This window comes from Arthrobacter sp. E44 (genome assembly GCF_041877125.1).
Lineage (GTDB): Bacteria > Actinomycetota > Actinomycetes > Actinomycetales > Micrococcaceae > Arthrobacter.
Genome location: NZ_JBHDJA010000033.1, coordinates 14544 through 34355 on the forward strand (window position 1 = coordinate 14544; position 19812 = coordinate 34355).

Genomic DNA, 19812 nt, shown 5'->3' on the forward strand with positions numbered 1-19812 from the left:
CGACTTGCCTATGCCGGGGCCTGCCATGATGAAGACGGCCTGATGTGTGCCGTTCCGGAGGATAGCGCAGATGCGCTCCACCGGCTCCCGCCGGCCGGTCAGGAGCCGGTGCGCGGCCGCCTGCTTGTGGCCATTAGACGAGTCCAGTCAGATCACCCCTTGAAGTCACGCCAAGCTTGGTGAAGACCTGGTACAGGTGGCCTTCCACGGTGCGCACTGACACGCCCATTTCCATGGCGATGTCACGGTTTGAAGCGCCCCGGCCGGCCATCCTGGCGATTTGCCGTTCGCGGCTTGTCAGCAGCGGGCTGCCGCTGCTGGGCACGATGGGCAGATTGGCGACAGTGGCGGCCAGGATGTCCAGCCGGGCCTGCGCTGTCCTGGCCGAAAGCGCGTCCCCGTCCTGGCGCGCGAAATCCACCGCCAGTGCCATGCACCGGGCCTCAACGGCGTCCAGTTCGAGCGTGGCAGCGAGTTCGCCGCCGGAGAGGAGTGCCTTGGCGTCCTTCGTCCTGCTTCCGACGGCAATCAACCGTGAGACGTCGGCAAGCGGGCCCTGCCGTTGGCCGGCAATCTCCTCCAGCAGCCGGAAGTCCGCGTCGCTGCCATTGACGGTTGCGGCCAGCAGGTAGATGCCGGCAACCGTAGGCCGGCCCGCCTCCAGGTTCCGCCGGGCTCCTTGCTTCAGGCCTGCCACCGCCTCCGGGTCTCCCAGCCACCGCCCCGCCACCAGCGCGCAGAAATCGATGATGCATTCCGTGGCGAAGCCGGCCCTGCCGGAGGTCTTCTGGAGTTTGGTGAGGTACTTACGGGCAAACCCCGCATTGCCGGTCTGGGCATAAGCCAGGGCTGTGGCCGCGTAGCCGGTGCGCAGCGCGGCCTGCACCGGCTGCAACTCCAGCTGGGCTGTGGCGGAAATCAACGGCTCCAGGGCAGCCTCGCCGCGGCCGGAGAAGGCAAAGGCCACGCCGGCCGCCAGCTCAGTTGCGGCGCTTCGGAAGGGAAGCCGGTGGAGCTGTCCCGCGCTGAAGGGAGTGAGGAGGTCGATGCAGCGCCGCCATTGGCCTGCCAGGAGCAGGACGAAGTATGCCTCCTTGCTGTAGCGCTCACGAAGACCAACAATGTGCGAGGCATCGGTGAGCTGGCCGCCGAGTTGGCGCATGAGGCTCAAGGCGTCCATCTCGCGGCCCGTGAAAGCAAGGGCGGTCATCAGGATGATGGCCGACTGGAGCCGGAATCCCGTGTCGGGGTTGGCAGCGGGGTCGGCTGCCCGCTCGAGTGCCGGAATCATGGCGGCAAAATCACCGGCATGGGCCTGGTACTCGAATTCGCTCAGCGAGATCCGGTTGGCTGCGATCACGGCGGGCGCAGGCCAGGAAGAATCCTTGGCTGCCTGTTGCAGGCGTTCGCGGGCGGCGGCGAGGAGTTCCGGCACTTTGCCCGCCTGTTCCGGGATCGAAAGCATGACGCGCGCTTTGGCGGCTACTACCTGGGCGTACTCCTCGGGGTCCAGGGCGTCGAGTTCAGGCTGCGAGATGTCGTCCAGGGCTGCAAGGGCCTGGACGGGCATGTCCAACTGGAGGTACGCCGATGCCTTTTGGCGCTGCGCCGATGCCCACCCCGTGTCGGTCCTCCTCAGCATGTCCGCATAGGTCAAGGCAAAACGGGGATCGAACAGCTGGACTGCGGCCTGGGCGGCCGCAAGCGCCAGCGCCGGGCTAAGCTCGGCCTCGCATTCATGGGTCCAGGCGGCAAAGGACATCAGTTCTTCGACCGTCATGGATGCCGGATCCGGCTCCGCGCCGCCCAGCATCACGCTTCGAAGCTCCCGGCGCCGGGAAATGCTGAGCCAGGTCCTGACCACGTCCCCGATGTATTTCTCCCGCAGGGATACCCAGCGGTGTTCGGACTCGTCGATCTCCAGCAGCCCGCCGTCCTCCATGTCCGCAATGACATCCGCACCGTAAATCGCGGTGAGGCGGGACAGCTCCACCCTGCGGGCACAGGAGAGCATCTCGATGACTTCGCGGGTTCGGGGGGTTTCCCGTGACCAGCGGGAGCGGACGATGTCGTCCAGGCTGGCAGCGCCGTCGAGCACCACTTTGTCCCGGAGGGTCCAAACTGAGTCCGACAGGACCAGGTTTCCGGAGAGCTGCTGCTCGGTGACCAGCGCCTTCAGCAGCAGGGGGTTGCCGCCCACCATTTGGTGGTAGGTGCTGACCAGGGAGGAAGCGACGCGGTGTCCCAGCAGTGACAGCAGGACTTGCCGGGTCTGCAGTTCGTTGAGGTTGCTGAGCCTCACCTCGGTCAGCTTCCGGTCCGTCAGCAGCCAGTGGAAGTCTGCGGGCAGGTCGCTGGAGTTAGCGGCCACCGCAATGATCTTGGCGGTACCGGTAAGCAGGACGTTCAGCAGTACCCCGGCACTCATGTCGTCAATGCTGGCGGAGGTGTCCAGGGTAATGATGCACGGCCTGCCGGCGGCATCGCTGCGGATCAGGGATGTGATGCCGCGCAGGATGGCGGTGGGCGATCCCATGTAGGCCTGCGGCAGCCGGGCCAGCAGGAAGGAGAGGCAGCCGTACGGGGTGGTGGAGCCCGACGGACCGTTCCGCAGTTGCAGCGACCAGATATCCGGCCCGAGGTCTGCCACTGCGGCGCGGGCCAAGGAGGACTTCCCCACACCCCTGGCACCGGTGATGACAACGCCGAGGGAATTCTCGCTGGTGAGGGCCGTGCGGACGGCGTCGAGGTTGGCGCTGCGTGCAGGCACCGACCATTGCTGGCTCTCCGGCGGCGCGGAGGGTGGCGTGGGCAGCCTGTCACCTTGAGGTGTTGACCCACGTCCCCAGCTGAGTGGCTCGATTGACATGAACTTATCCCCTACATCCTGCAATAGCGGGATGTAGCCCCTTTGCTCCCCCGCATAGGAAGAAGAGTACCCTCTGCCACAGACAAGGAAATAGGGTCGAAGGGAACTTTTACGATTCCGGCTGGCGTGACCCGGACTTTGCGGGGTGGAACTTTTGCTGTGCGGCGGTGAGCCCGTCACGGAGCAGGGACTCCACGGCGTCGGCGGCGTCATCCAGCAGGAACGGCAGTTCCTTCTGTTCCGTGGTGCCGAAATCCCGCAAAACGTAGTCGGCGGTGTCCATCCTGCCGGGCGGCCTTCCCACTCCCACGCGGACCCGCAGGTAGTCCTTGGTGCTCAGCGCCTTGGAGATGTCCCGGAGGCCGTTATGGCCCCCTTCCCCGCCGCCGAGCTTGAGTTTGACGGTGTTAAAGGGGATGTCGATCTCGTCATGGACGGCCACAACGTGGTCGGCTGGAATGCCGTAGAAGTTGGCCAGGGCGGAGACGGGGCCGCCGGAGACATTCATGTAGCTCATCGGCTTCGCCAGGACCACGCGGGGACCGCCGATGCCCAGCCGGCCTTCCAGAACCTGGGCGCGGGCCTTGTGCGTCTTGAAGCCGGCACCAATGCGGCCGGCAAGTTCGTCGAGCACCATCTGGCCCACATTGTGCCGGTTGCCTTGGTATTGCGCGCCGGGGTTGCCGAGGCCAACGATCAGCCAGGTATCTGTCATGGGATCAATCCTATGGGGGCGGCTTGGGCGGGAAGGAAAGCGTGCGGACAGGGCATGCTGATACGGCGGTGGCCTGACATGGCAGTGGCCGGGCCCCTGGGGGTCCGGCCACTGCTGGAAACTGCGGAGTGGTTACTCGGCTGCGGCTTCTTCGGCTGCAGGAGCTTCCCCTGCTTCGCCCTCGGGGGCAGCTTCGGTTTCTTCTTCCTCGGCGATGACGACTGCCTCGGAGATGTTCACCACGAGCGCTTCGGCGTCGGTCAGGAGGGTGGTGCCCTTCGGGAGGACCAGGTCGGAGGCGTGGATGTGCTCGCCGGCGGCGCGGCCTTCGACGCTGACCTCGATGGCGGTGGGCAGGTGGGTTGCCTCGGCCTCGAGGGACACAACCGTCAGTTCCAGGTTGTGAACGGTGCCGGGAGCGGTCTCGCCCTCAACCTGCACGGGGACGTCAACGGTAACCTTCTCGCCCTGGCGGACGGTCAGGAGGTCGATGTGCTCGATGATCTGCTTTACCGGATCGCGCTGGACGTCCTTGACCAGGGCCAGGTGGCCCTCGCCGTTGATGTCCAGGGACAGCAGGGCGTTGGGGGTGCGGACGGCCAGGGTGGTGGCCTTTGCCGGCAGGGTGACGTGGATGGGCTCTGCGCCGTGGCCGTAGATGACGGCCGGGATCTGGTGGTTCATGCGGGCGCGGCGGGCGTAGCCCTTGCCGAATTCGGTGCGCAGTTCTGCTGCGAGCTTCTGCTCAGACATGGAATCTCCTTGAAGACTAAACGGTGTTCAGCAAGGGCGGAGGTCTGGTGTGACCTTCAACGCCGGGCGGCCGGAAGGCGGCCCTTCAAGAAGGCAGTCCCCACGAAGGGACCAGCAGACCCAGTCGATAACGGAGGCTATGCCCTCCCTCGCCAAGGTATCGCAAAGAGCCTACCAGTGCCGGGCGCGTTAACTTAAATCCAACAGGCCCGGCACTGCTAGGAATCTCTTAGGCCTTGCCGTCGAAGAGGCTGGTGACCGAGCCGTCGTCGAACACTTCGCGGATGGCCCGGGCGATCAGCGGTGCGATGGAGAGCACCGTCAGCTGCGGGAACTGCTGGGACGAGTTAAGCGGGAGGGTGTTGGTGACCACCACTTCCCGTGCGCCGGACTCCGCAAGCCGGCGTGCGGCCGGATCCGAGAACACGGCGTGGGTGGCCGCGATGATGACGTCCTTGGCGCCCGCGTTCTTCAATACATTGACAGCGCCGGAGATGGTTCCGCCGGTGTCGATCATGTCATCGATCAGGACGCAGGTGCGCCCCTCGATCTGGCCCACCACGGTCTTGGAGACGGCCTGGTTGGGGACGGTAAGGTCGCGGCTCTTGTGCACGAAGGCCAGCGGCGCCCCGCCCAGGCGTTCTGCCCACTGTTCGGCCACGCGCACGCGTCCGGTGTCCGGGGAGACAACGGTGATGTTGTCCGCCTCAACGCGGGTGCGGATGTAGTCGGCCAGCAGCGGGATGGCCATCAGGTGGTCGACGGGGCCGTCGAAGAAACCCTGGATCTGCGAGGTGTGCAGGTCCACACTCATGATGCGGTCCGCGCCTGCGGTCTTGTAGAGGTCTGCCACCAGGCGGGCGGAGATGGGCTCGCGGCCCCGGCCCTTCTTGTCCTGGCGGGCGTAGGGGTAGAACGGCGACACCACGGTGATGCGCTTGGCGGAGGCCCGCTTCAGCGAATCGATCATGATCAGCTGTTCCATGAGGTGGTTGTTCAGCGGCGCGGGGTGCGCCTGGATCACGAAGGCGTCGGTGCCGCGCACGCTCTCCCCCGCACGGACGTAGATCTCGCCGTTGGCGAAGTCGTAGGCGTCAACGGGAAGGAGCTCAGTGCCCAGTTCCTTTGCGATTTCCCGGGCCAGCTCCGGATGGGCCCGCCCTGTTGCGAGCACCAGCTTCTTTTCGCCGTGCGCCGTAATTTCGCTCATTGTTACTTGCCCTCTTCTGTAGATGCCGGGGTACTTGAGGAATCATTCGTGGCCGCTTGGGCCAGTTCGGCGGAGCGGGTTCCCGGACGGTGCGCGGGAACCCAGCCTTCGGCGTTGCGCTGGGCAGCGACGCTCAGCGCAAGCGCTCCGGCCGGAACGTCTTTGCGGATCACCGCGCCGGCGCCGCTGTAGGCGCCGTCCCCCACGGTGACCGGGGCAACAAAGACGGTGTTGGAGCCTGTACGGACGCCGGAGCCGATCACCGTGCGGTGCTTCTTCTCGCCGTCGTAATTGGCTGTGATGTTGCCGCAGCCAATGTTGGTGTCCTCGCCGATTTCGGCGTCGCCCGCGTAGCCCAGGTGGGACAGCTTGGAGCCGCGCCCGATGGTGACGTTCTTGGTTTCGTAGAACGCGCCGATCTTGCCCTTCTCGCCCAGCACGGTGCCGGGGCGGAGGTAGGTGAAGGGGCCGACGGCGGCGCGAGGGCCGATCACAGAGCCGGAACCGTGGGTGCGGGCTACGGTGGCGCCCTCGCCTACGGTGACGTCGGTCAGGGTGGTGTCGGGGCCCACGACGGCGTCCCTCGCCACGGTAGTGGCGCCGTGCAGCTGGGTGTTGGGCAGGAGGCGGACGTCCTCGTCGAGGGTGACGGAGGAGTCGATCCAGGTGGTGGCCGGGTCGACCACGGTGACGCCGGCCCGCATCCAGGCTTCCACGGTGCGGCGGTTCAGTTCGGCACCGAGGGCGGCGAGCTGGACGCGGTCATTCGCGCCCTCCACCTGCCAGCGGTCGGCCGTGACGACGGCGGCGACGCGGCCGCCTGCCTCCCGGGCCAGTCCCAGCACGTCGGTGAGGTATTTCTCGCCCTGTGCGTTGTCGGTGGTGACCTTGCCCAGCGCGTCGCGGAGCACAGCGGCATCGAAGGCGTAGATGCCGGAGTTGACTTCGCGGATCAGTTTTTCGGCCTCGGAGGAATCCTTGTGTTCGCGGATGCCGGTGACGGAACCATCCTCGCCGCGGAGGATGCGGCCGTAGCCGGTGGCGTCGTCGAGGACTGCCGTGAGAACCGTGACGGCATTGCCTTCGAACTCGTGGGTGGCGACGAGCTCGGTCAGCAGTTCCCCGGAAAGCAGGGGCACGTCGCCATACGTGACCACGACGGTTCCCGCCAGGGCCTGCCCGGCGTCCAGCGCCTCGAGTGCGGCTTCAACGGCACGGCCGGTGCCCGGGACGTCGTCCTGGTCCACGATGAGGGCCTGCGGGTCGAGCGCGGCCACGTGGCCCTCCACCAGGTCGCGTTCGTGGCGCACCACGATGGCAAGCCGCTGTGGATTGATGCTGCGGGCAGCACGGAGGGCGTGGCCCACCATGGAGAGGCCGCCGATCTCGTGCAGGATCTTCGGAGTACGCGATTTCATCCGGGTGCCGGCACCTGCTGCCAGAACGATTACAGCGGCCGGACCGGCATTCTCGGGGATCACGTTCGGGCTCTCCTTGCTTGGTTGTGCTGGCGCTTTGCGTGCTCCAGCGGCCCTGGCCGCCGGACACCGGGTGCCATCCTCATGATCGCTCCTTGCGCAGCAGTTCCGCCCATAGGATTCGAACCTATACTCCACGGCTCCAAAGGCCGGGGTGCTGCCGTTACACCAGAGCGGACCGTGCCAAAAGACTCAAGGCCCGGGCACAAGTCCCTATTTTGCCATGGGTTCAGGGCGCCGCGCGACACGGCGCCTTCTACCCTGCCGGTCCGGCCGAATCCGCCCGGCGGCGGTGGGGCATGATGGGACGGTGAGCAACAACCTTCCGCGGACGCGGATGACTGGCCTGCAGCGCCGGACCCAGCTGATCGACGTCGGCCGCGGCCTTTTCGCCGTCCGCGGGCTGGACGGCACCACCATCGAGGAAATCGCCGCCTGCGCAGGCGTGTCCAAACCAGTCATCTACGAGCACTTCGGTTCCAAAGAAGGGCTGTACACCGAGGTGGTGGACCGCGAGTTCCATATCCTCCTGGACGCGATCAACGCGGCCCTCACCGAGGAAGCCAAGCCCCGCGTCCTGGTCGAACGCGCCGCGCTCGCGCTGCTCACCTACATCGAGGAACGCACCGAAGGCTTCCGGATCCTCATGCGCGACGCTCCCCCGTCCCAGCCCGAAGGTGCCTTCTCCACCCTGCTCTCCCACGTCACCGCCCGCGTGGAACACATCCTCTCCGACGAATTCTCACGCCGCGGGCTTAGCGGCGAGGACGGCGCCATGTACGCGCAAATGCTCGTCGGCATGGTGGCAATGACCGGCCAATGGTGGCAGGACAGCCGCCAGCCGGACAAGAACACCGTCGCAGCGCATCTGGTCAACCTCGCCTGGAACGGCCTGACCGGCCTCAAGAAAGACCCTGAGCTGCAGTCTGAGGTGTGAGTTGTCACCTTCGGGAGCGGGGCACCTGTCCTCTGCGCGCTGCTCCTTCGTCGCTTTGACGCACGCTGCCGGACAGCCGCCCCACTCCCATGTGCCGGCGTCGCCTTTGTCAGTCGCCCAGGAGTTCTGAGGACTCCAGCCACTCCATTTCCAGGGCGTCCTTTTCGTCCGTCAGGTCCTTGAGCTGCCTGTTCTGTTCGGCGAGGGCGTCGAAGTCGGACTTCTCCGTGCTCTTGACCATGTCGTCGTGGAGTTTCTTTTCCTGCTGGTCGAGCTTTTTGAGCTGGCGCTCGATCCTGTTGAGGGCCTTGCGGGCCTCGCGCTTTTCGGCTTCCGAAGGGCCGGAGGCCGTGCCAGCCTGCTGGGCCTGGCCGGCGCTGGTGACGGGGTTTCCGCCACCGGTCACGGTGGAGCCGGCCAGGGCAGCTTCACGCAACTCAAGGTACTGGTCCACGCCGCCGGGCAGGCCGCGGAGCTTGCCGTCGCCCAGCAGTGCCATCTGGTGGTCGGTGACGCGTTCGAGCAGATAGCGGTCATGGCTGACCACCACCAGGGTTCCGGGCCAGCCGTCCAGCACGTCCTCGACGGCGGCAAGGGTGTCGGTGTCGAGGTCGTTGGTGGGCTCATCGAGCATCAGCACGTTGGGTTCGCCCACCAGCAGCCGGAGCAGCTGCAGGCGGCGCCGCTCACCGCCGGACAAGTCCCTGACTGGCGTCCACTGCTTCTCGTTGGTGAAGCCGAGCTGCTCCACGAGCTGGCCTGCGCTGAATTCCTTGCCGCCGACGTTGAAAGAACGCTTTTCCCGCTCGATGACTTCGATGACGCGCAGGTCCGCGACGTCGTCGAGCTCCTTGACTTCCTGGGTGAGGACCGCGGTGACTACCGTCTTTCCCCTCTTCACCTTGCCGGCGTCAGGCGTGATCTCGCCGTTGAGCAGCTTCAGGAGGGTGGTCTTGCCGGCACCGTTGACGCCCACCAGGCCCAGCCGCTCCCCCGGGGCCAGGCGGAGGGTGATGTTGTCGAAAAGCATCCGGCCGGCATCGCCGCCCCGGAAGTTCAGCGAGACATTTTCCAGGTCCAGGACATCCTTGCCCTGGCGCGCAGTGGCCATCTTGTTCAGCGCCATGGAATCGCGCGGCGCGGGAACGTCGGCGATCAGGGCGTTGGCCGCCTCGATCCGGAACTTGGGTTTGGCGGTGCGGGCCGGGGCACCGCGGCGGAGCCAGGCAAGCTCCTTCTTGACCAGCTGCTGGCGCTTGCCTTCCACCACGGACGCCATCCGGTCACGCTCCGCGCGGGCCAGGACATACGCGGCGTAGCCGCCCTCGAACGGGTCCACGATCCCGTCATGGACTTCCCAAGTCTTGGTGCAGACTTCGTCGAGGAACCAGCGGTCGTGCGTGACCACCAGAAAGGCGCCCTGGTTGGCCCTCCACCGTGTCTTCAGGTGCCGGGCCAGCCAGGCAACCCCCTCGACGTCGAGGTGGTTGGTGGGCTCGTCCAGCATGATGACGTCGTGGTCCTCGATGAGCAGTTTGGCCAGCGCCACCCGCCGCTTCTGCCCACCCGAAAGGGCGTGGACGTTCGCATGCCAGTCGACGTCGGACACCAGGCCACCCATGATCTCCCGGATCCGGGGGTTGCGTGCCCATTCGTAGTCCGCTTGGTCCCCCACAATCGCGGCACCCACCGTCAGGTCGCCGTCGAGCACGTCGCTTTGGTCCAGGTAGCCCACGTTGACGTCGCCGCGCTTGGTGACCCGGCCGGAGTCAGGGGTGGAGCGCAGGGCCAGGAGCCGCATCAGGGTGGACTTGCCGTCGCCGTTGCGGCCCACCATGCCGATCCGGTCGCCTTCCTCCAGCCCCAGGGTGATGCCGTCCAGGACGGTACGGGTTGCGTAGGAAACCGTGAGGTTTTCGCCGCCAAGAAGGTGTGCCAAGGGGAACTGCTTTCTGCTGCCGGACTGGAAGTGTTAAAGGTGGGTGTCGGAGATGATGCGCGCGCCCGGGACCGGACCGTGGACGGGGATTGCAGTCAGGCCGTGGCGCCGCAGGTCCTCCGCCAGTGCCTCGGCGGCAACGGAGTCGTCTGCCAGGAGCGCCACGGTGGGGCCGGATCCGGAGACCATGCCCGCGATGGCGCCATGGGATTCACCCATCCCCAGCGTATCGCGCAGCGCAGGCGCCAGTTCAATGGACGCCCTTTGCAGGTCGTTGACCAGCACGCGGCTCAGGGATTCGGCGTCGCCGCCCCGAAGCGCCGCCAGGATCTGCGGGTCCACGCTGGTGGGTTCGCCGGCGTCGATCCCTTCGGCATCGCGCAGCCGGTCCAGCGTGCGGTACACCTCGGGGGTGGAAAGGCCGTAGTCGGCCACCACCAGCACCCAGTGGGTCTGGGCTTTGGCCAGGGCCGGGGACAGTTTGTCGCCCAGGCCAAGGCCGACGGCGGTTCCACCCAGGAGCGAGAAGGGAACGTCGGCGCCCAGTTCCGCTGCAAGGTGTGCCAGTTCCTCGCGCGACAGGCCGCTGTTCCAGAGCGCATCGCAGGCCAGGAGCGTGGCGGCGGCGTCGGCGGATCCGCCCCCCATGCCGCCGGCAACGGGCACCCGCTTGGTGATCTCCAGGTGCACGCCGGTGGCGTGTTCGGACACGTCGGCCATGATGGCGGCGGCCTTGTAGGCCAGGTTGTTGCTGTCCAGGGGGATGTCGACGGCGTCGAGGTCCAGGGTGCTTTCGGGGCTGAGGCTGATGGTGATCCCGGGCGCGGCGGTGCTGGTGGCCGCCACTTCCTCATAAAGGGACACTGCGAGGTAGACGCTGGCCACCGAGTGGTATCCGTCCGCCCGGAGCGGACCTACCGCCAGGGAAACGTTGACCTTGCCGGGCGCCTTGACCCGCACGGTCCTGGCGGCGAACCGCCCCCTGCCTGCCCTCTCAAGTCCCGCGCTCACGGGCGGTTTTCCCTGGCTTCGGCAATCCTGGCGAACGCGGCAATGTCAATGACCTCGCCGCGTGCAGTGGGATCCACGCCGGCGGCGAGCAGGCAGCGCTCCGCTTCCGGCGCTCCCCCGGCCCAGCCGGCGAGGGCGGCCCGGAGGGTCTTGCGGCGCTGCGCGAATGCGGCATCCACCACGGCAAACACCTGTTCGCGCGTGGCGGTGGTGACCGGCGGCTCGCGGCGTGTGAAGGCCACCAGCCCGGAATGGATCTTCGGCGCCGGCCAGAACACGTTCATGCCGATCACGCCCGCTTTGCGCATCTGGCTGTACCAGGCGGCCTTGACCGAGGGAACTCCGTAGGTCTTGGAGCCGGGGCCGGCTGCCAGCCGGTCGGCCACCTCATCCTGCACCATCACCAGGCCGTGCCGCAGGCTGGGGAAATGCTGCAGGAGGTGCAGCACCACGGGAACGGCAACGTTGTACGGCAGGTTGGCCACGAGTGCTGTTGGTTCCACCGGCAGTTCGGTGACCTTCATGGCGTCGGCCTGCACCAAATGGAAGGCATTGGCGGCTTGGGGCCGCCATTCCTTCACGGTTTCGGGGAGCTTTGCGGCAAGGACAGGATCTATTTCGACGGCGACAACGGCCGCTGCCGCGTCCAGCAGTCCAAGCGTGAGCGACCCCAGCCCCGGTCCCACCTCAAGGACCGTTTCATCCGGCCCAACGCCTGCTGCGGCGACTATCCGGCGGATGGTGTTGCCGTCGATCACAAAGTTCTGGCCCAGCGTCTTGGTGGGCCTGACCCCGATCTCCTCTGCCAGCCGGCGGATGTCGGAGGCCCCGAACAATGGTGCGGGCACGGCGGGAGTCGGTTCAGTCACCTAGGTATCCTATCCCGCGCGGCATCTTGGCTATGCCCGGTTAACGGCAGTGGCCGGCCCCGGAGTACCCGGGCCCGGCCGCTGCTTCTGCTTACCTGTTGATCAGTGGATCAGCGGCTGGCCGCCCAGCCACAGCCCCATGGCGACAGGCCGCGCTGCGCGTAAACGCGGTTGGCGATGTCGATCTGCTGTGCCTTGGTGGCCAGGCTGGCGTTGGGAGCGTAGGCACCGCCGCCGGCGCCGATCCAGGTCTGGATATCGAACTGCAGGCCACCGTAGTAGCCGTTGCCGCTGTTGATGCTCCAGTTCCCGGTGGACTCGCACTGTGCGATCTTGTCCCACATGGCCTCGTTCATCATCGCCGGTGCCGCGGCGCCGGAGTTGGCGCCTGCAGCGGCGGGGGCCGGAGCGGCCTGGGGTGCGGGTTTGGCCTTGGTGCCAACGGTGACCTTCTCGGTGACCGGCTGGACCGCCACGTTCTCGGATACCAGCGTGCGGGAAGCTTCGCGTCCGTCCACGAGCACCAGCTTGAAGGTGCGCTCAAGCTTTCCTGCGGCGCCGGCCTGCGTCACTTCCTTTTCGCCCTTGAGCATGTCTGCGCTTTCGGCGGTAACCGTTTCGAAGGGCACGTCTTCGCTGGTGACGGCGGTCCGGCTGGTGTCTACACGGGAGACCTTGATGACCATGTTGTTCACCACGTTGGCGTTGGCCGGCTGGGAGGTCCGGTCATTGGCGCCGAGGCTAACGCCCGAGTCCTCCAGGACCTTACCGACGGTGGGCGCGGTGGTGGTGGCGGTGTTCACCTTGCCGTCGGCCACGATGCTGACGGTCTTGGGTGTGGAGATGGAGACGTAGGAGCCGGCCAGCGAGAGGGTGGCATCCTTGGGCGCCGAGACGGACGAGGCACTGGCCACGCCGAGCTCAGTCACCAGGTCTTCAACGTCCTGGGCCGTGGTGTTCACGGTCTTCTCGGCCCCGTCAAGGCTGACCTTGACCTCTTTGGCCTGGTTGATGTTGATGACGGTTCCGTTCTGGACGGTCGCGTCGAGGGAAGGCGACACCCGGTCGCCGGGCTTCAGGTCCAGGTTGGCGCTCTTGACCACCTGTGCAACTGTTCCGCCAAAGGACTGCACGGACGACGCTTTGCCGTCCACGTTGAGCGTAACTGTTTTGTTATTGCCCACGAAGGCTACGAGGCCTGCGACCAGGCCGCAAAGCACCAGCAGCTGGGCGCCAACCTTGATATAGCTGAACTTGCCGTCCGATGTGAAGAACTTGATCACGATTGCCCGTAACTCTAGGTCCATCCGGGCACGGGGAAACGCGCAGAACTATGCCCGGAACAAGCCTGCGAAGGACAGTCCGGGCACCGATGCGCGGCCACACTCCAAGCAGCGGTGTGGCCGGTTTTTGGACAGGCCCGTCCGGCTGTGAAAGGAGTGAAATTACCCGTTGGCCTTCCCCGACCCCGGCTAATAGTTACCCACTGTAACCGTAGCGTTATAAAGGGGCCAACATTTGTGCATACCAGGTATGCAGGCGGAAGTGGGATCCGGCGCGCCCGTCAGGTCCAGGATCCGTATGCGCTCACGGTATTTTCGCTGATTGCGGTGCAAAGGCCAGCCAGATCGGAGCCTGTCAATTCTGCCATGGCGCGTACCGTGTACGGGACCATGTAGCTGGCGTTAGGGCGCCCCCTGTGCGGGTGCGGGGTCAGGAACGGGGCGTCGGTTTCCACCATGATGAGTTGCCGGTCTGCCACGGCAAGCGCGGCACGGAGATTCGCCGCGTTCTTGAACGTCAGCGTGCCCGCAAAGGACATCCACCACCCCTGCTCGTTGCAGGTCCTGGCCAGTTCCTCGTCACCGGAGAAGCAGTGGAACACTACCCGTTCCGGGGCTCCCTCTTCCTGCAGCACCCGCACCACGTCGCTGTGCGCGTCACGGTCATGGATCTGCAGGGTGAGGTCGAGGCGTTTGGCGATGTCTATGTGGCGCCGGAACGAGTATTCCTGGTGCCGAAGCCCCTCCCCCTCGGTGCGGTAGAAGTCCAGTCCCGTTTCGCCGATGGCACGGATCCGCGGATGCGCGGCCAGGCGTTCGATTTCGGCGAGGGCGTCTTCCAGCCCCCCGTCGGCGGCGTAACGCGGAGCGTCGTTGGGATGCAGGGCTACAGCCCCCAGGAGCCGGACGTCCTGGTCCACTGCTTCCACGGTGAACCGCGAGGACTCCAGGTCGCAGCCCACCTGCACGGCACCCTGGACCCCCACAGCCGCTGCCGCATCGAGCGCAGCCTTGATCCCCACGGGCGCCTTTCCTTCCGGAAAGTCCAGGTGGGTGTGGTTGTCCATGACCGGCACGGGCAGTGGCTCCGGCGCCGGCGGGAAGTCCTTGCGGCGCCCGGCTTCCGTGGCCGGAGTTCCGTCCATGGCAGGCAGCCGGTAGGCGGCAGGAATCGACGAATTGCACATCCATCCAGCCTAGCCGCGGCGGACACCCCCATATTTGCCGGAACTCTCTGTCAGCCGCGGCAGTTGTGTTAGTAGTCTGGAACGAACACACGCGTACGCCCACCGAGGGGCGAAGGCAGGCTTGCTGTCCCGTCCAGGTGAAACCCGGGCTGAAAGGTTGCCGATGGAACCGCACCGACGCACCGCCACCAGTGGAAGCGCAGCGAACCTCAACCTGGCCGGCGTGCCTGATTCCGTCAGCCACCTGAACGGGCACCGGCCGCCGGCCACGGACCCGGAGTCCTTCCACGAGGCGGCGCAGCGCATCCTGACCACCGTCAACACGGTCATTGACGGCAAGTCCGAGGCCGCCAAGCTGGCGCTTACCGTGCTCCTCGCGCAGGGCCACCTGCTGGTGGAGGATGTGCCCGGCGTCGGCAAAACGCTGCTGGCAAAGACCCTCGCCCGGACCATCGACTGCACCGTCAGCCGCATCCAGTTCACGCCCGACCTGCTGCCCTCGGACGTCACCGGGGTGTCCATCTACAACCAAGCCTCGAGGCTCTTTGAATTCCGGCCGGGCGCGGTGTTCGCAAACATCGTCATCGGCGACGAAATCAACCGCGCCTCCGCCAAGACACAGTCGGCCCTCCTTGAGTGCATGGAGGAGCACCAGGTCACGGTGGACGGCAACACCTACAAGCTCGATGAGCCGTTCATGGTGGTTGCCACCCAGAACCCCATCGAGATGGAGGGGACATATCCCCTGCCGGAAGCCCAGCGGGACCGGTTCATGGCCCGCATTTCCATGGGGTATCCGGACAAGGACGCGGAGATCGAGATGCTGGAAACCCACCAGGCAGTCTCGCCGCTGGCCCACGTCTCCCCCGTGGTCACCGCGTCGGATGTTGCAGGCATGACCGCTGCCGTCCAGCAGGTCTTCGTTTCCGAATCGCTGAAGGAATACACGGTGTCATTGGGCAGGGCCACCAGGGAAAGCCCGCTGCTGCGGCTGGGCGCCAGCCCCCGTTCCCTGCTGCAACTGCTGCGTGCCGCCAAGGCCACGGCCGCGCTGGACGGACGCGACTTCGTTCTGCCGGACGACGTGAGGGACGTGGCCGAAGCCGTCCTGGCACACCGCATCATCCTTGACCGGAAGGCCGCGGGCGCAGGCGAGACGCCGCACAGTGTCCTGCGGGGCATCCTGTCCCGGCTGCCCGTTCCGCAAGAGCAGCCCGGCCAACCGGGCAGGGATGCTGCCGCCGGCAGCAGGAACCGCTAGGAAACCAGCATGGCCCTGCTGGACAAGCTTCCGCGGCACCTGTTCACCAGGCGCGGGTGGGGCATGCTCGCCGCCGGAGCCTTCACGCTCGCCGCGGCTCAGGTCATGGGGCGCCGGGACCTCCTGACGCTGGCGTTACTCCTGCTGGTGCTTCCACTCGTCTGCCTTGCCGGCGTCCGGCTGGTCAAACCCCGGTTCCGGGTCTACCGCGAGTTCAATCCTTCCCCGGTGGAGACCTCGGCCCCGGCGGCAGTCCACCTTGCCGTCGCCCGGTCCGGCCCGGGCAGCGGCCGAGTCGCCATGGAGGAGCGGCTGCCGACACAGTTCGGCCACGCACCGGCTTTCCGGTTCCCGTCCCGTTCCGCCACCGGCGGCACCAGCCGCTATGAGTACCACCTCACCTCACGGCACCGCGGCCAGTTTCGAATCGGGCCGGTCACCGCCGAGTTCACCGATCCCTTCGGACTCGCGCTGCACCGCCAGGCGATCGACGACGGCGACGTCCTCACCGTGACGCCTGCCGCCGTCGCCCTTCCTGCCACGCTGCTGGCCGGTGCGCGCGGCAACGATGGAGTCACCGCCACCCGTGTCCGGGCAAACCCCAGCGATGACGATGTCATGACCCGTGAGTACCGGCACGGCGACCCGATGCGGAGGGTCCATTGGGCCGCTACCGCCAGGCACGGGGCCCTGATGGTCCGGCAGGAGGAATCGGTCACCACTCCGGAGGCCACCATCATCCTTGACCACCGTTCCGGCGCGTTTGCCGGGGGTCCCGGAACGGCAATGCCTGGCCTTCCCGGCCAGGACGGGCATGCGCTGGCCACCAGCGGGACGTTCGAGTGGGCAGTCGTTGCCGCCATGTCCATCAGTGCACACCTCGCGGAGCGAAACTACAGCCTGCGGCTGCTGGACACCGGCGGAAACCCGGCATTCCTCCACTCGCCGTCTTCCCCTGACCCGGGAGCGGAAGAATTCAGCGGGACCTCAGGTCTGCAGTCCATTGCCGAAAGCCTGGCCGCAATCCACCTGTCCGGAACAACCCGCCCGCGGCGGGACGGCGTCCTTCGGGACATGACGGGCCGGAACCCGCAGGCGGAGGTGGCAACAGGGACCCGGACATCGGCAGGCAATGAGCAGGAGCCCCCGGCATTCGATGACCACCTGATGGACAAGATCTCCGCACACCGGATGCGGGGACCCCTGATCGCAGTGCTGGGACGCATCACTGCACAGGAGGCCGCAGCGCTGGCGCCTGCTGCCGCCTCCGCCACCAACGCCATGGCTTTGGTGGCAGTGGAACGGCCCGCGGAATACCAGGAAGTCCTCGAGGTGCTTCGGCAGACCGGGTGGCGGGCAGTGGCCGTGGCGCCAAAGGCGCAGCTGGCTGCTGTGTGGGGCGGGTTCGACCAGGACCTTGCCCTGCCGACGCGTCCGGCACCGGAGGCAGGGCGCGGAGCGGGGGTGGCACGATGACCATGGCACCGGCGCGGGCAAGAGGCGCCGGGCAGCAGGCGCAGCCCGATCCACCCGCCGGCCGGACACGGCCGGGCGTTTATCCCTGGGCCATGGCGGCGGCCATCGCAGTGGCTGTCTGCGGCGCGGCCCTGTCCCTGAACGGCGTACTCCGCGGCTGGAACTGGTTCTGGCCGGCGATGACCACCGTGCTGGCGGTGGCGCTCACCCTGGCCGCGCTGCGTTCCCTCCGCGCCCAGCCCCTGCTGGTCACCGCGGGTGGATTCGTGGTACTGGCCGCTGTCCTGACGCTGACGTTCTTCCGCAGTTCCAGTTTCCTCTGGGTGGTCCCCACCGGCGCCACCCTTCCCGAGCTGGACCGGCTGGTCCGGCGGGCCAGCGAGACGGTGCTGTCGGAGACCGCGCCGGTGGCGCCCAACGCCGGGATCGTCATGGTGGTCTGTGCCGTGCTGGGCCTGGCAGTCATCCTGGTCGACGCGCTTGCGGTCCCACTGGGCATGCCGGCCGCCTCAGGCACCGGGTTGTTGGCCTTACTGGTGGTGCCGGCGATGATCAAACCCCAAAGCATAGGGGTATGGAGTTTTGCTGCCACGGCAGCGGGATACCTGCTCATCCTGGGCTGCAGCCAGTGGTTCGCCCCGGACGGCAGGTTGCAGGGCGGTTCCGCGCGCAGCCCCGGCCTGGTGCGGCGCGCCGTACTGACCGGCGCCGTGGCACTGGCAGCCGCACTGGTGCTGCCCGTGGCCATTCCCGGCTTCGACAGCGGCACTTTCCCCCAGGGGTCGAGGCTCAACCCGTGGAGTTCTGCCACCGGCCTCAATCCGATGATCACGCTGGGCAACAGCCTCCGCGCCCCCGATGGCAGCGGCAGGATCACCTATGCCACGAACTCGCCCAATCCCCTCTACCTGAGGTCCGTCACAGTGGACAACTTCGACGGCGATTCGTGGGGACCGGACGACCGCACCGCATCCCGGGTACCCCTTGATGGCAGGATCGACCCCGGTTACGCAGTCCTGGCCGACGAGCAGGTACGGCTGGTCACTGCCGTCGACGCCGGGTCCTTCACCAGCCCCTACCTGCCGGTCCCCTACGCGCCCGAAACCGTGCGCGGCCTGGGCGGCCAATGGACCTGGGATCCCGCCACCCTGAGCATCAAGGGCACCGACACCACCACCCGGCGGCAGGAATACCTGGTGACCTCGGCAGTGCCCAGGCTCTCGTCGGCGCTCCTGGCGCAGTCCACAGGGCCGGCCCGCGGCATCCCGGATATCTTCTCCCGGATCCCGGGCAACGTCCCGGACATCGTCAAAACCACGGCACAAGCGGTCGCCGGCACGGCGGGAACACCCTTCCAAAAGGCCATGTCCATCCAGAAGTACCTCCGCTCGTCCGAGTTCACCTACTCTCTGCAGGCGCCGGTGCAGGGCGGGTACGACGGCAACGGCCTCTCCGTCCTGGCGGACTTCCTGCAGCAAAAGAGCGGCTACTGCATCCACTACGCCTCGGCGATGGCGGTGATGGCCAGGCTTGAAGGAATTCCCAGCCGGATCGCGGTGGGGTATGCCCCCGGAAGGTTGACCGGGGCCACGGTAACGGTGGCCGGCCAGGGTGCCCTCCCGGAATACGAGGCAGACGCCCGCGACGCCCACGCCTGGCCGGAACTGTACTTCCAGGGCCTGGGATGGGTGCCCTTCGAACCGACGCCGTCCCGGGGAGTGGTCCCGGATTACGCCACTGAAGCGTCAGCCCCATCGGTCCCGGACTCCCTGGGCAACAACGACGGGCTCGTCCCCGATAGCGCCCTGGTGCCAACGCCAACGCCCAGCGCCACAGCCCAGGCTGCTCCGGGCGCCGGCAACAGTACCGGCGGCGGCCCCGAATTGATGCCCTGGCTCATTGGCGCGGCCGGAGTTGCGGCACTGGTGCTTCTGGCGGCCGCCCCGCACCTGGTTCGCGCGGGCACCCGGTCCCGCAGGCTGCGGCCAAAGCGCCCCGAACAGGCTGTCCCACAGGCGTGGGATGAGTTCAGGGACCTTGGCACCGATTACGGCCTACCCGCCGCCGACAGCGAAACGCCCAGGGCCTATTCCGCACGATTCAGGGAAAAGCTGCTGGGCGAGCCGGGCGGCATGGACAAGGACGCGCACGACGCAGTTGCCTCACTCACCTCCGCGTTCGAGCACTACCGGTACGGCCGACCCGGCGGCGGCGCCCAGAGCGCCGGCAGTTCCCAAGGGACCAGCGTCCGCGTCCGTACGGCAGGTGCGGACGTCGCCGGCGGGGTTGCCGCTGTGGAAGCATCACTGCGGGCCAATGCCACACTGCCCAGGCGCCTGGCCGCGACGTGGCTTCCCGCGTCGGTCACCCGGCGGCTGGGCCTGCTGCTCCGTTGGCCGTTCCGCGCGGCCGGCAGGGCCCTGCGCGCTGCCGGGCACGCGGCGGGGCGTTTCCGGTCCGGGCGCGGCACTTCTGCCGCCACCGGCGCTTCGGTCCGGCCCGTGGCCACGGGAGGGCCGGCGAACCTGGACAGGCACGACGGCGGCCGCGGGGCAGGCGGACGGTGACACGAAAGTGCCGCCCGGGAAAACTCCGGGCGGCACTTTGCGGTTTGCCTGCGGTTGCGAGCGGGCCGGGTGCTAGCCGGCGTAGGGGTCGGCGATGCCGATGTACTGGGTGTAGAGGTATTCCTCGATGCCTTCCAGGCCGCCTTCACGTCCCAGGCCCGACTGCTTGACGCCGCCGAAGGGTGCGGCCGCGTTGGAGATGACACCGGCGTTCAGGCCGAGCATGCCCGTTTCAAGCTTTTCACCCATCCGGATGC

At 67.1% G+C, this 19812-nt stretch carries 15 protein-coding genes and 1 tRNA gene; 4 read left to right on the plus strand and 12 right to left on the minus strand.

The genetic code is table 11. The annotated features are described in order from the left end of the window. Positions 1–133 precede the first annotated feature (133 nt). From ACETK3_RS20015 to ACETK3_RS20040, 6 genes are all read right to left on the minus strand, one after another. A complete protein-coding gene (locus tag ACETK3_RS20015; RefSeq protein ID WP_373993467.1) occupies positions 134–2869 on the minus strand; it encodes a LuxR C-terminal-related transcriptional regulator in 2736 nt (911 codons plus the stop codon). Between the two features lie 109 nt (positions 2870–2978). Continuing rightward, on the minus strand, positions 2979–3584 hold the full coding sequence (pth, locus tag ACETK3_RS20020) for an aminoacyl-tRNA hydrolase (RefSeq protein ID WP_236801742.1): 606 nt from the start codon (positions 3582–3584) through the stop codon (positions 2979–2981). A 132-nt stretch (positions 3585–3716) separates the two neighbouring features. After that, positions 3717–4337: a 50S ribosomal protein L25/general stress protein Ctc gene (locus ACETK3_RS20025; protein ID WP_236801741.1), complete on the minus strand. Its 621-nt coding sequence runs from the start codon at positions 4335–4337 to the stop codon at positions 3717–3719. A gap of 229 nt (positions 4338–4566) precedes the next feature. Beyond that, entirely contained in the window at positions 4567–5547 is a 981-nt protein-coding gene (locus ACETK3_RS20030) for a ribose-phosphate diphosphokinase (RefSeq protein WP_236801740.1), read from the minus strand. Positions 5548–5549: 2 nt separating this feature from the next. Then, positions 5550–7028 (minus strand): bifunctional UDP-N-acetylglucosamine diphosphorylase/glucosamine-1-phosphate N-acetyltransferase GlmU, encoded by a 1479-nt coding sequence (gene glmU / locus ACETK3_RS20035; RefSeq protein WP_236801739.1) that lies wholly within the window; start codon positions 7026–7028, stop codon positions 5550–5552. 103 nt (positions 7029–7131) lie between these two features. Further along, positions 7132–7203 (minus strand) — tRNA-Gln (locus ACETK3_RS20040). Positions 7204–7335: 132 nt separating this feature from the next. Here ACETK3_RS20040 and ACETK3_RS20045 point away from each other — a divergent pair. Continuing rightward, positions 7336–7962 (plus strand): TetR/AcrR family transcriptional regulator, encoded by a 627-nt coding sequence (locus ACETK3_RS20045; RefSeq protein WP_306970404.1) that lies wholly within the window; start codon positions 7336–7338, stop codon positions 7960–7962. Positions 7963–8071: 109 nt separating this feature from the next. Here ACETK3_RS20045 and ACETK3_RS20050 read toward each other — a convergent pair whose 3' ends face one another. The 5 genes from ACETK3_RS20050 to ACETK3_RS20070 all read right to left on the minus strand — a co-directional run bounded on the left by ACETK3_RS20050 (position 8072) and on the right by ACETK3_RS20070 (position 14251). Beyond that, positions 8072–9901: an ABC-F family ATP-binding cassette domain-containing protein gene (locus ACETK3_RS20050; protein WP_306970402.1), complete on the minus strand. Its 1830-nt coding sequence runs from the start codon at positions 9899–9901 to the stop codon at positions 8072–8074. Positions 9902–9934: 33 nt separating this feature from the next. Next, positions 9935–10912 carry a 4-(cytidine 5'-diphospho)-2-C-methyl-D-erythritol kinase gene (locus tag ACETK3_RS20055; protein WP_306970401.1) on the minus strand — a complete coding sequence of 326 codons (978 nt, stop codon included), beginning with the start codon at positions 10910–10912 and terminating at the stop codon, positions 9935–9937. Further along, complete coding sequence (rsmA, locus tag ACETK3_RS20060; protein WP_236801735.1) at positions 10909–11781, minus strand: 16S rRNA (adenine(1518)-N(6)/adenine(1519)-N(6))-dimethyltransferase RsmA; 873 nt, start codon at positions 11779–11781, stop codon at positions 10909–10911. Before rsmA ends, ACETK3_RS20055 begins: the two co-directional genes overlap by 4 nt. Before the next feature lie 110 nt (positions 11782–11891). Beyond that, positions 11892–13064, minus strand: a complete 1173-nt coding sequence (locus tag ACETK3_RS20065; protein WP_306970399.1) for a resuscitation-promoting factor — start codon at positions 13062–13064, stop codon at positions 11892–11894. 281 nt (positions 13065–13345) lie between these two features. Further along, positions 13346–14251, minus strand: a complete 906-nt coding sequence (locus ACETK3_RS20070) for a TatD family hydrolase (RefSeq protein ID WP_306970397.1) — start codon at positions 14249–14251, stop codon at positions 13346–13348. A gap of 163 nt (positions 14252–14414) precedes the next feature. On the opposite strand from ACETK3_RS20070, the gene ACETK3_RS20075 reads away from it, so the two are divergent. The 3 genes from ACETK3_RS20075 to ACETK3_RS20085 are packed head-to-tail and all read left to right on the plus strand — an operon-like array spanning position 14415 to position 19555. Continuing rightward, positions 14415–15512, plus strand: coding sequence for a MoxR family ATPase (locus ACETK3_RS20075; RefSeq protein ID WP_236801732.1), 1098 nt, complete (start codon positions 14415–14417; stop codon positions 15510–15512). Between the two features lie 9 nt (positions 15513–15521). Next, positions 15522–16988 (plus strand): DUF58 domain-containing protein, encoded by a 1467-nt coding sequence (locus ACETK3_RS20080; protein ID WP_236801731.1) that lies wholly within the window; start codon positions 15522–15524, stop codon positions 16986–16988. Then, the gene (locus ACETK3_RS20085) at positions 16985–19555 is read left to right on the plus strand and encodes a DUF3488 and transglutaminase-like domain-containing protein (RefSeq protein WP_236801730.1); all 2571 of its coding nucleotides are present in this window, start codon (positions 16985–16987) and stop codon (positions 19553–19555) included. The genes ACETK3_RS20080 and ACETK3_RS20085 overlap by 4 nt, the downstream gene beginning before the upstream one ends. 72 nt (positions 19556–19627) lie before the next feature. On the opposite strand, the gene ACETK3_RS20090 is transcribed toward ACETK3_RS20085, so the two are convergent. Further along, positions 19628–19812: aldehyde dehydrogenase family protein (locus ACETK3_RS20090; protein WP_373992799.1), on the minus strand; the 185-nt coding region annotated here is incomplete at its 5' end.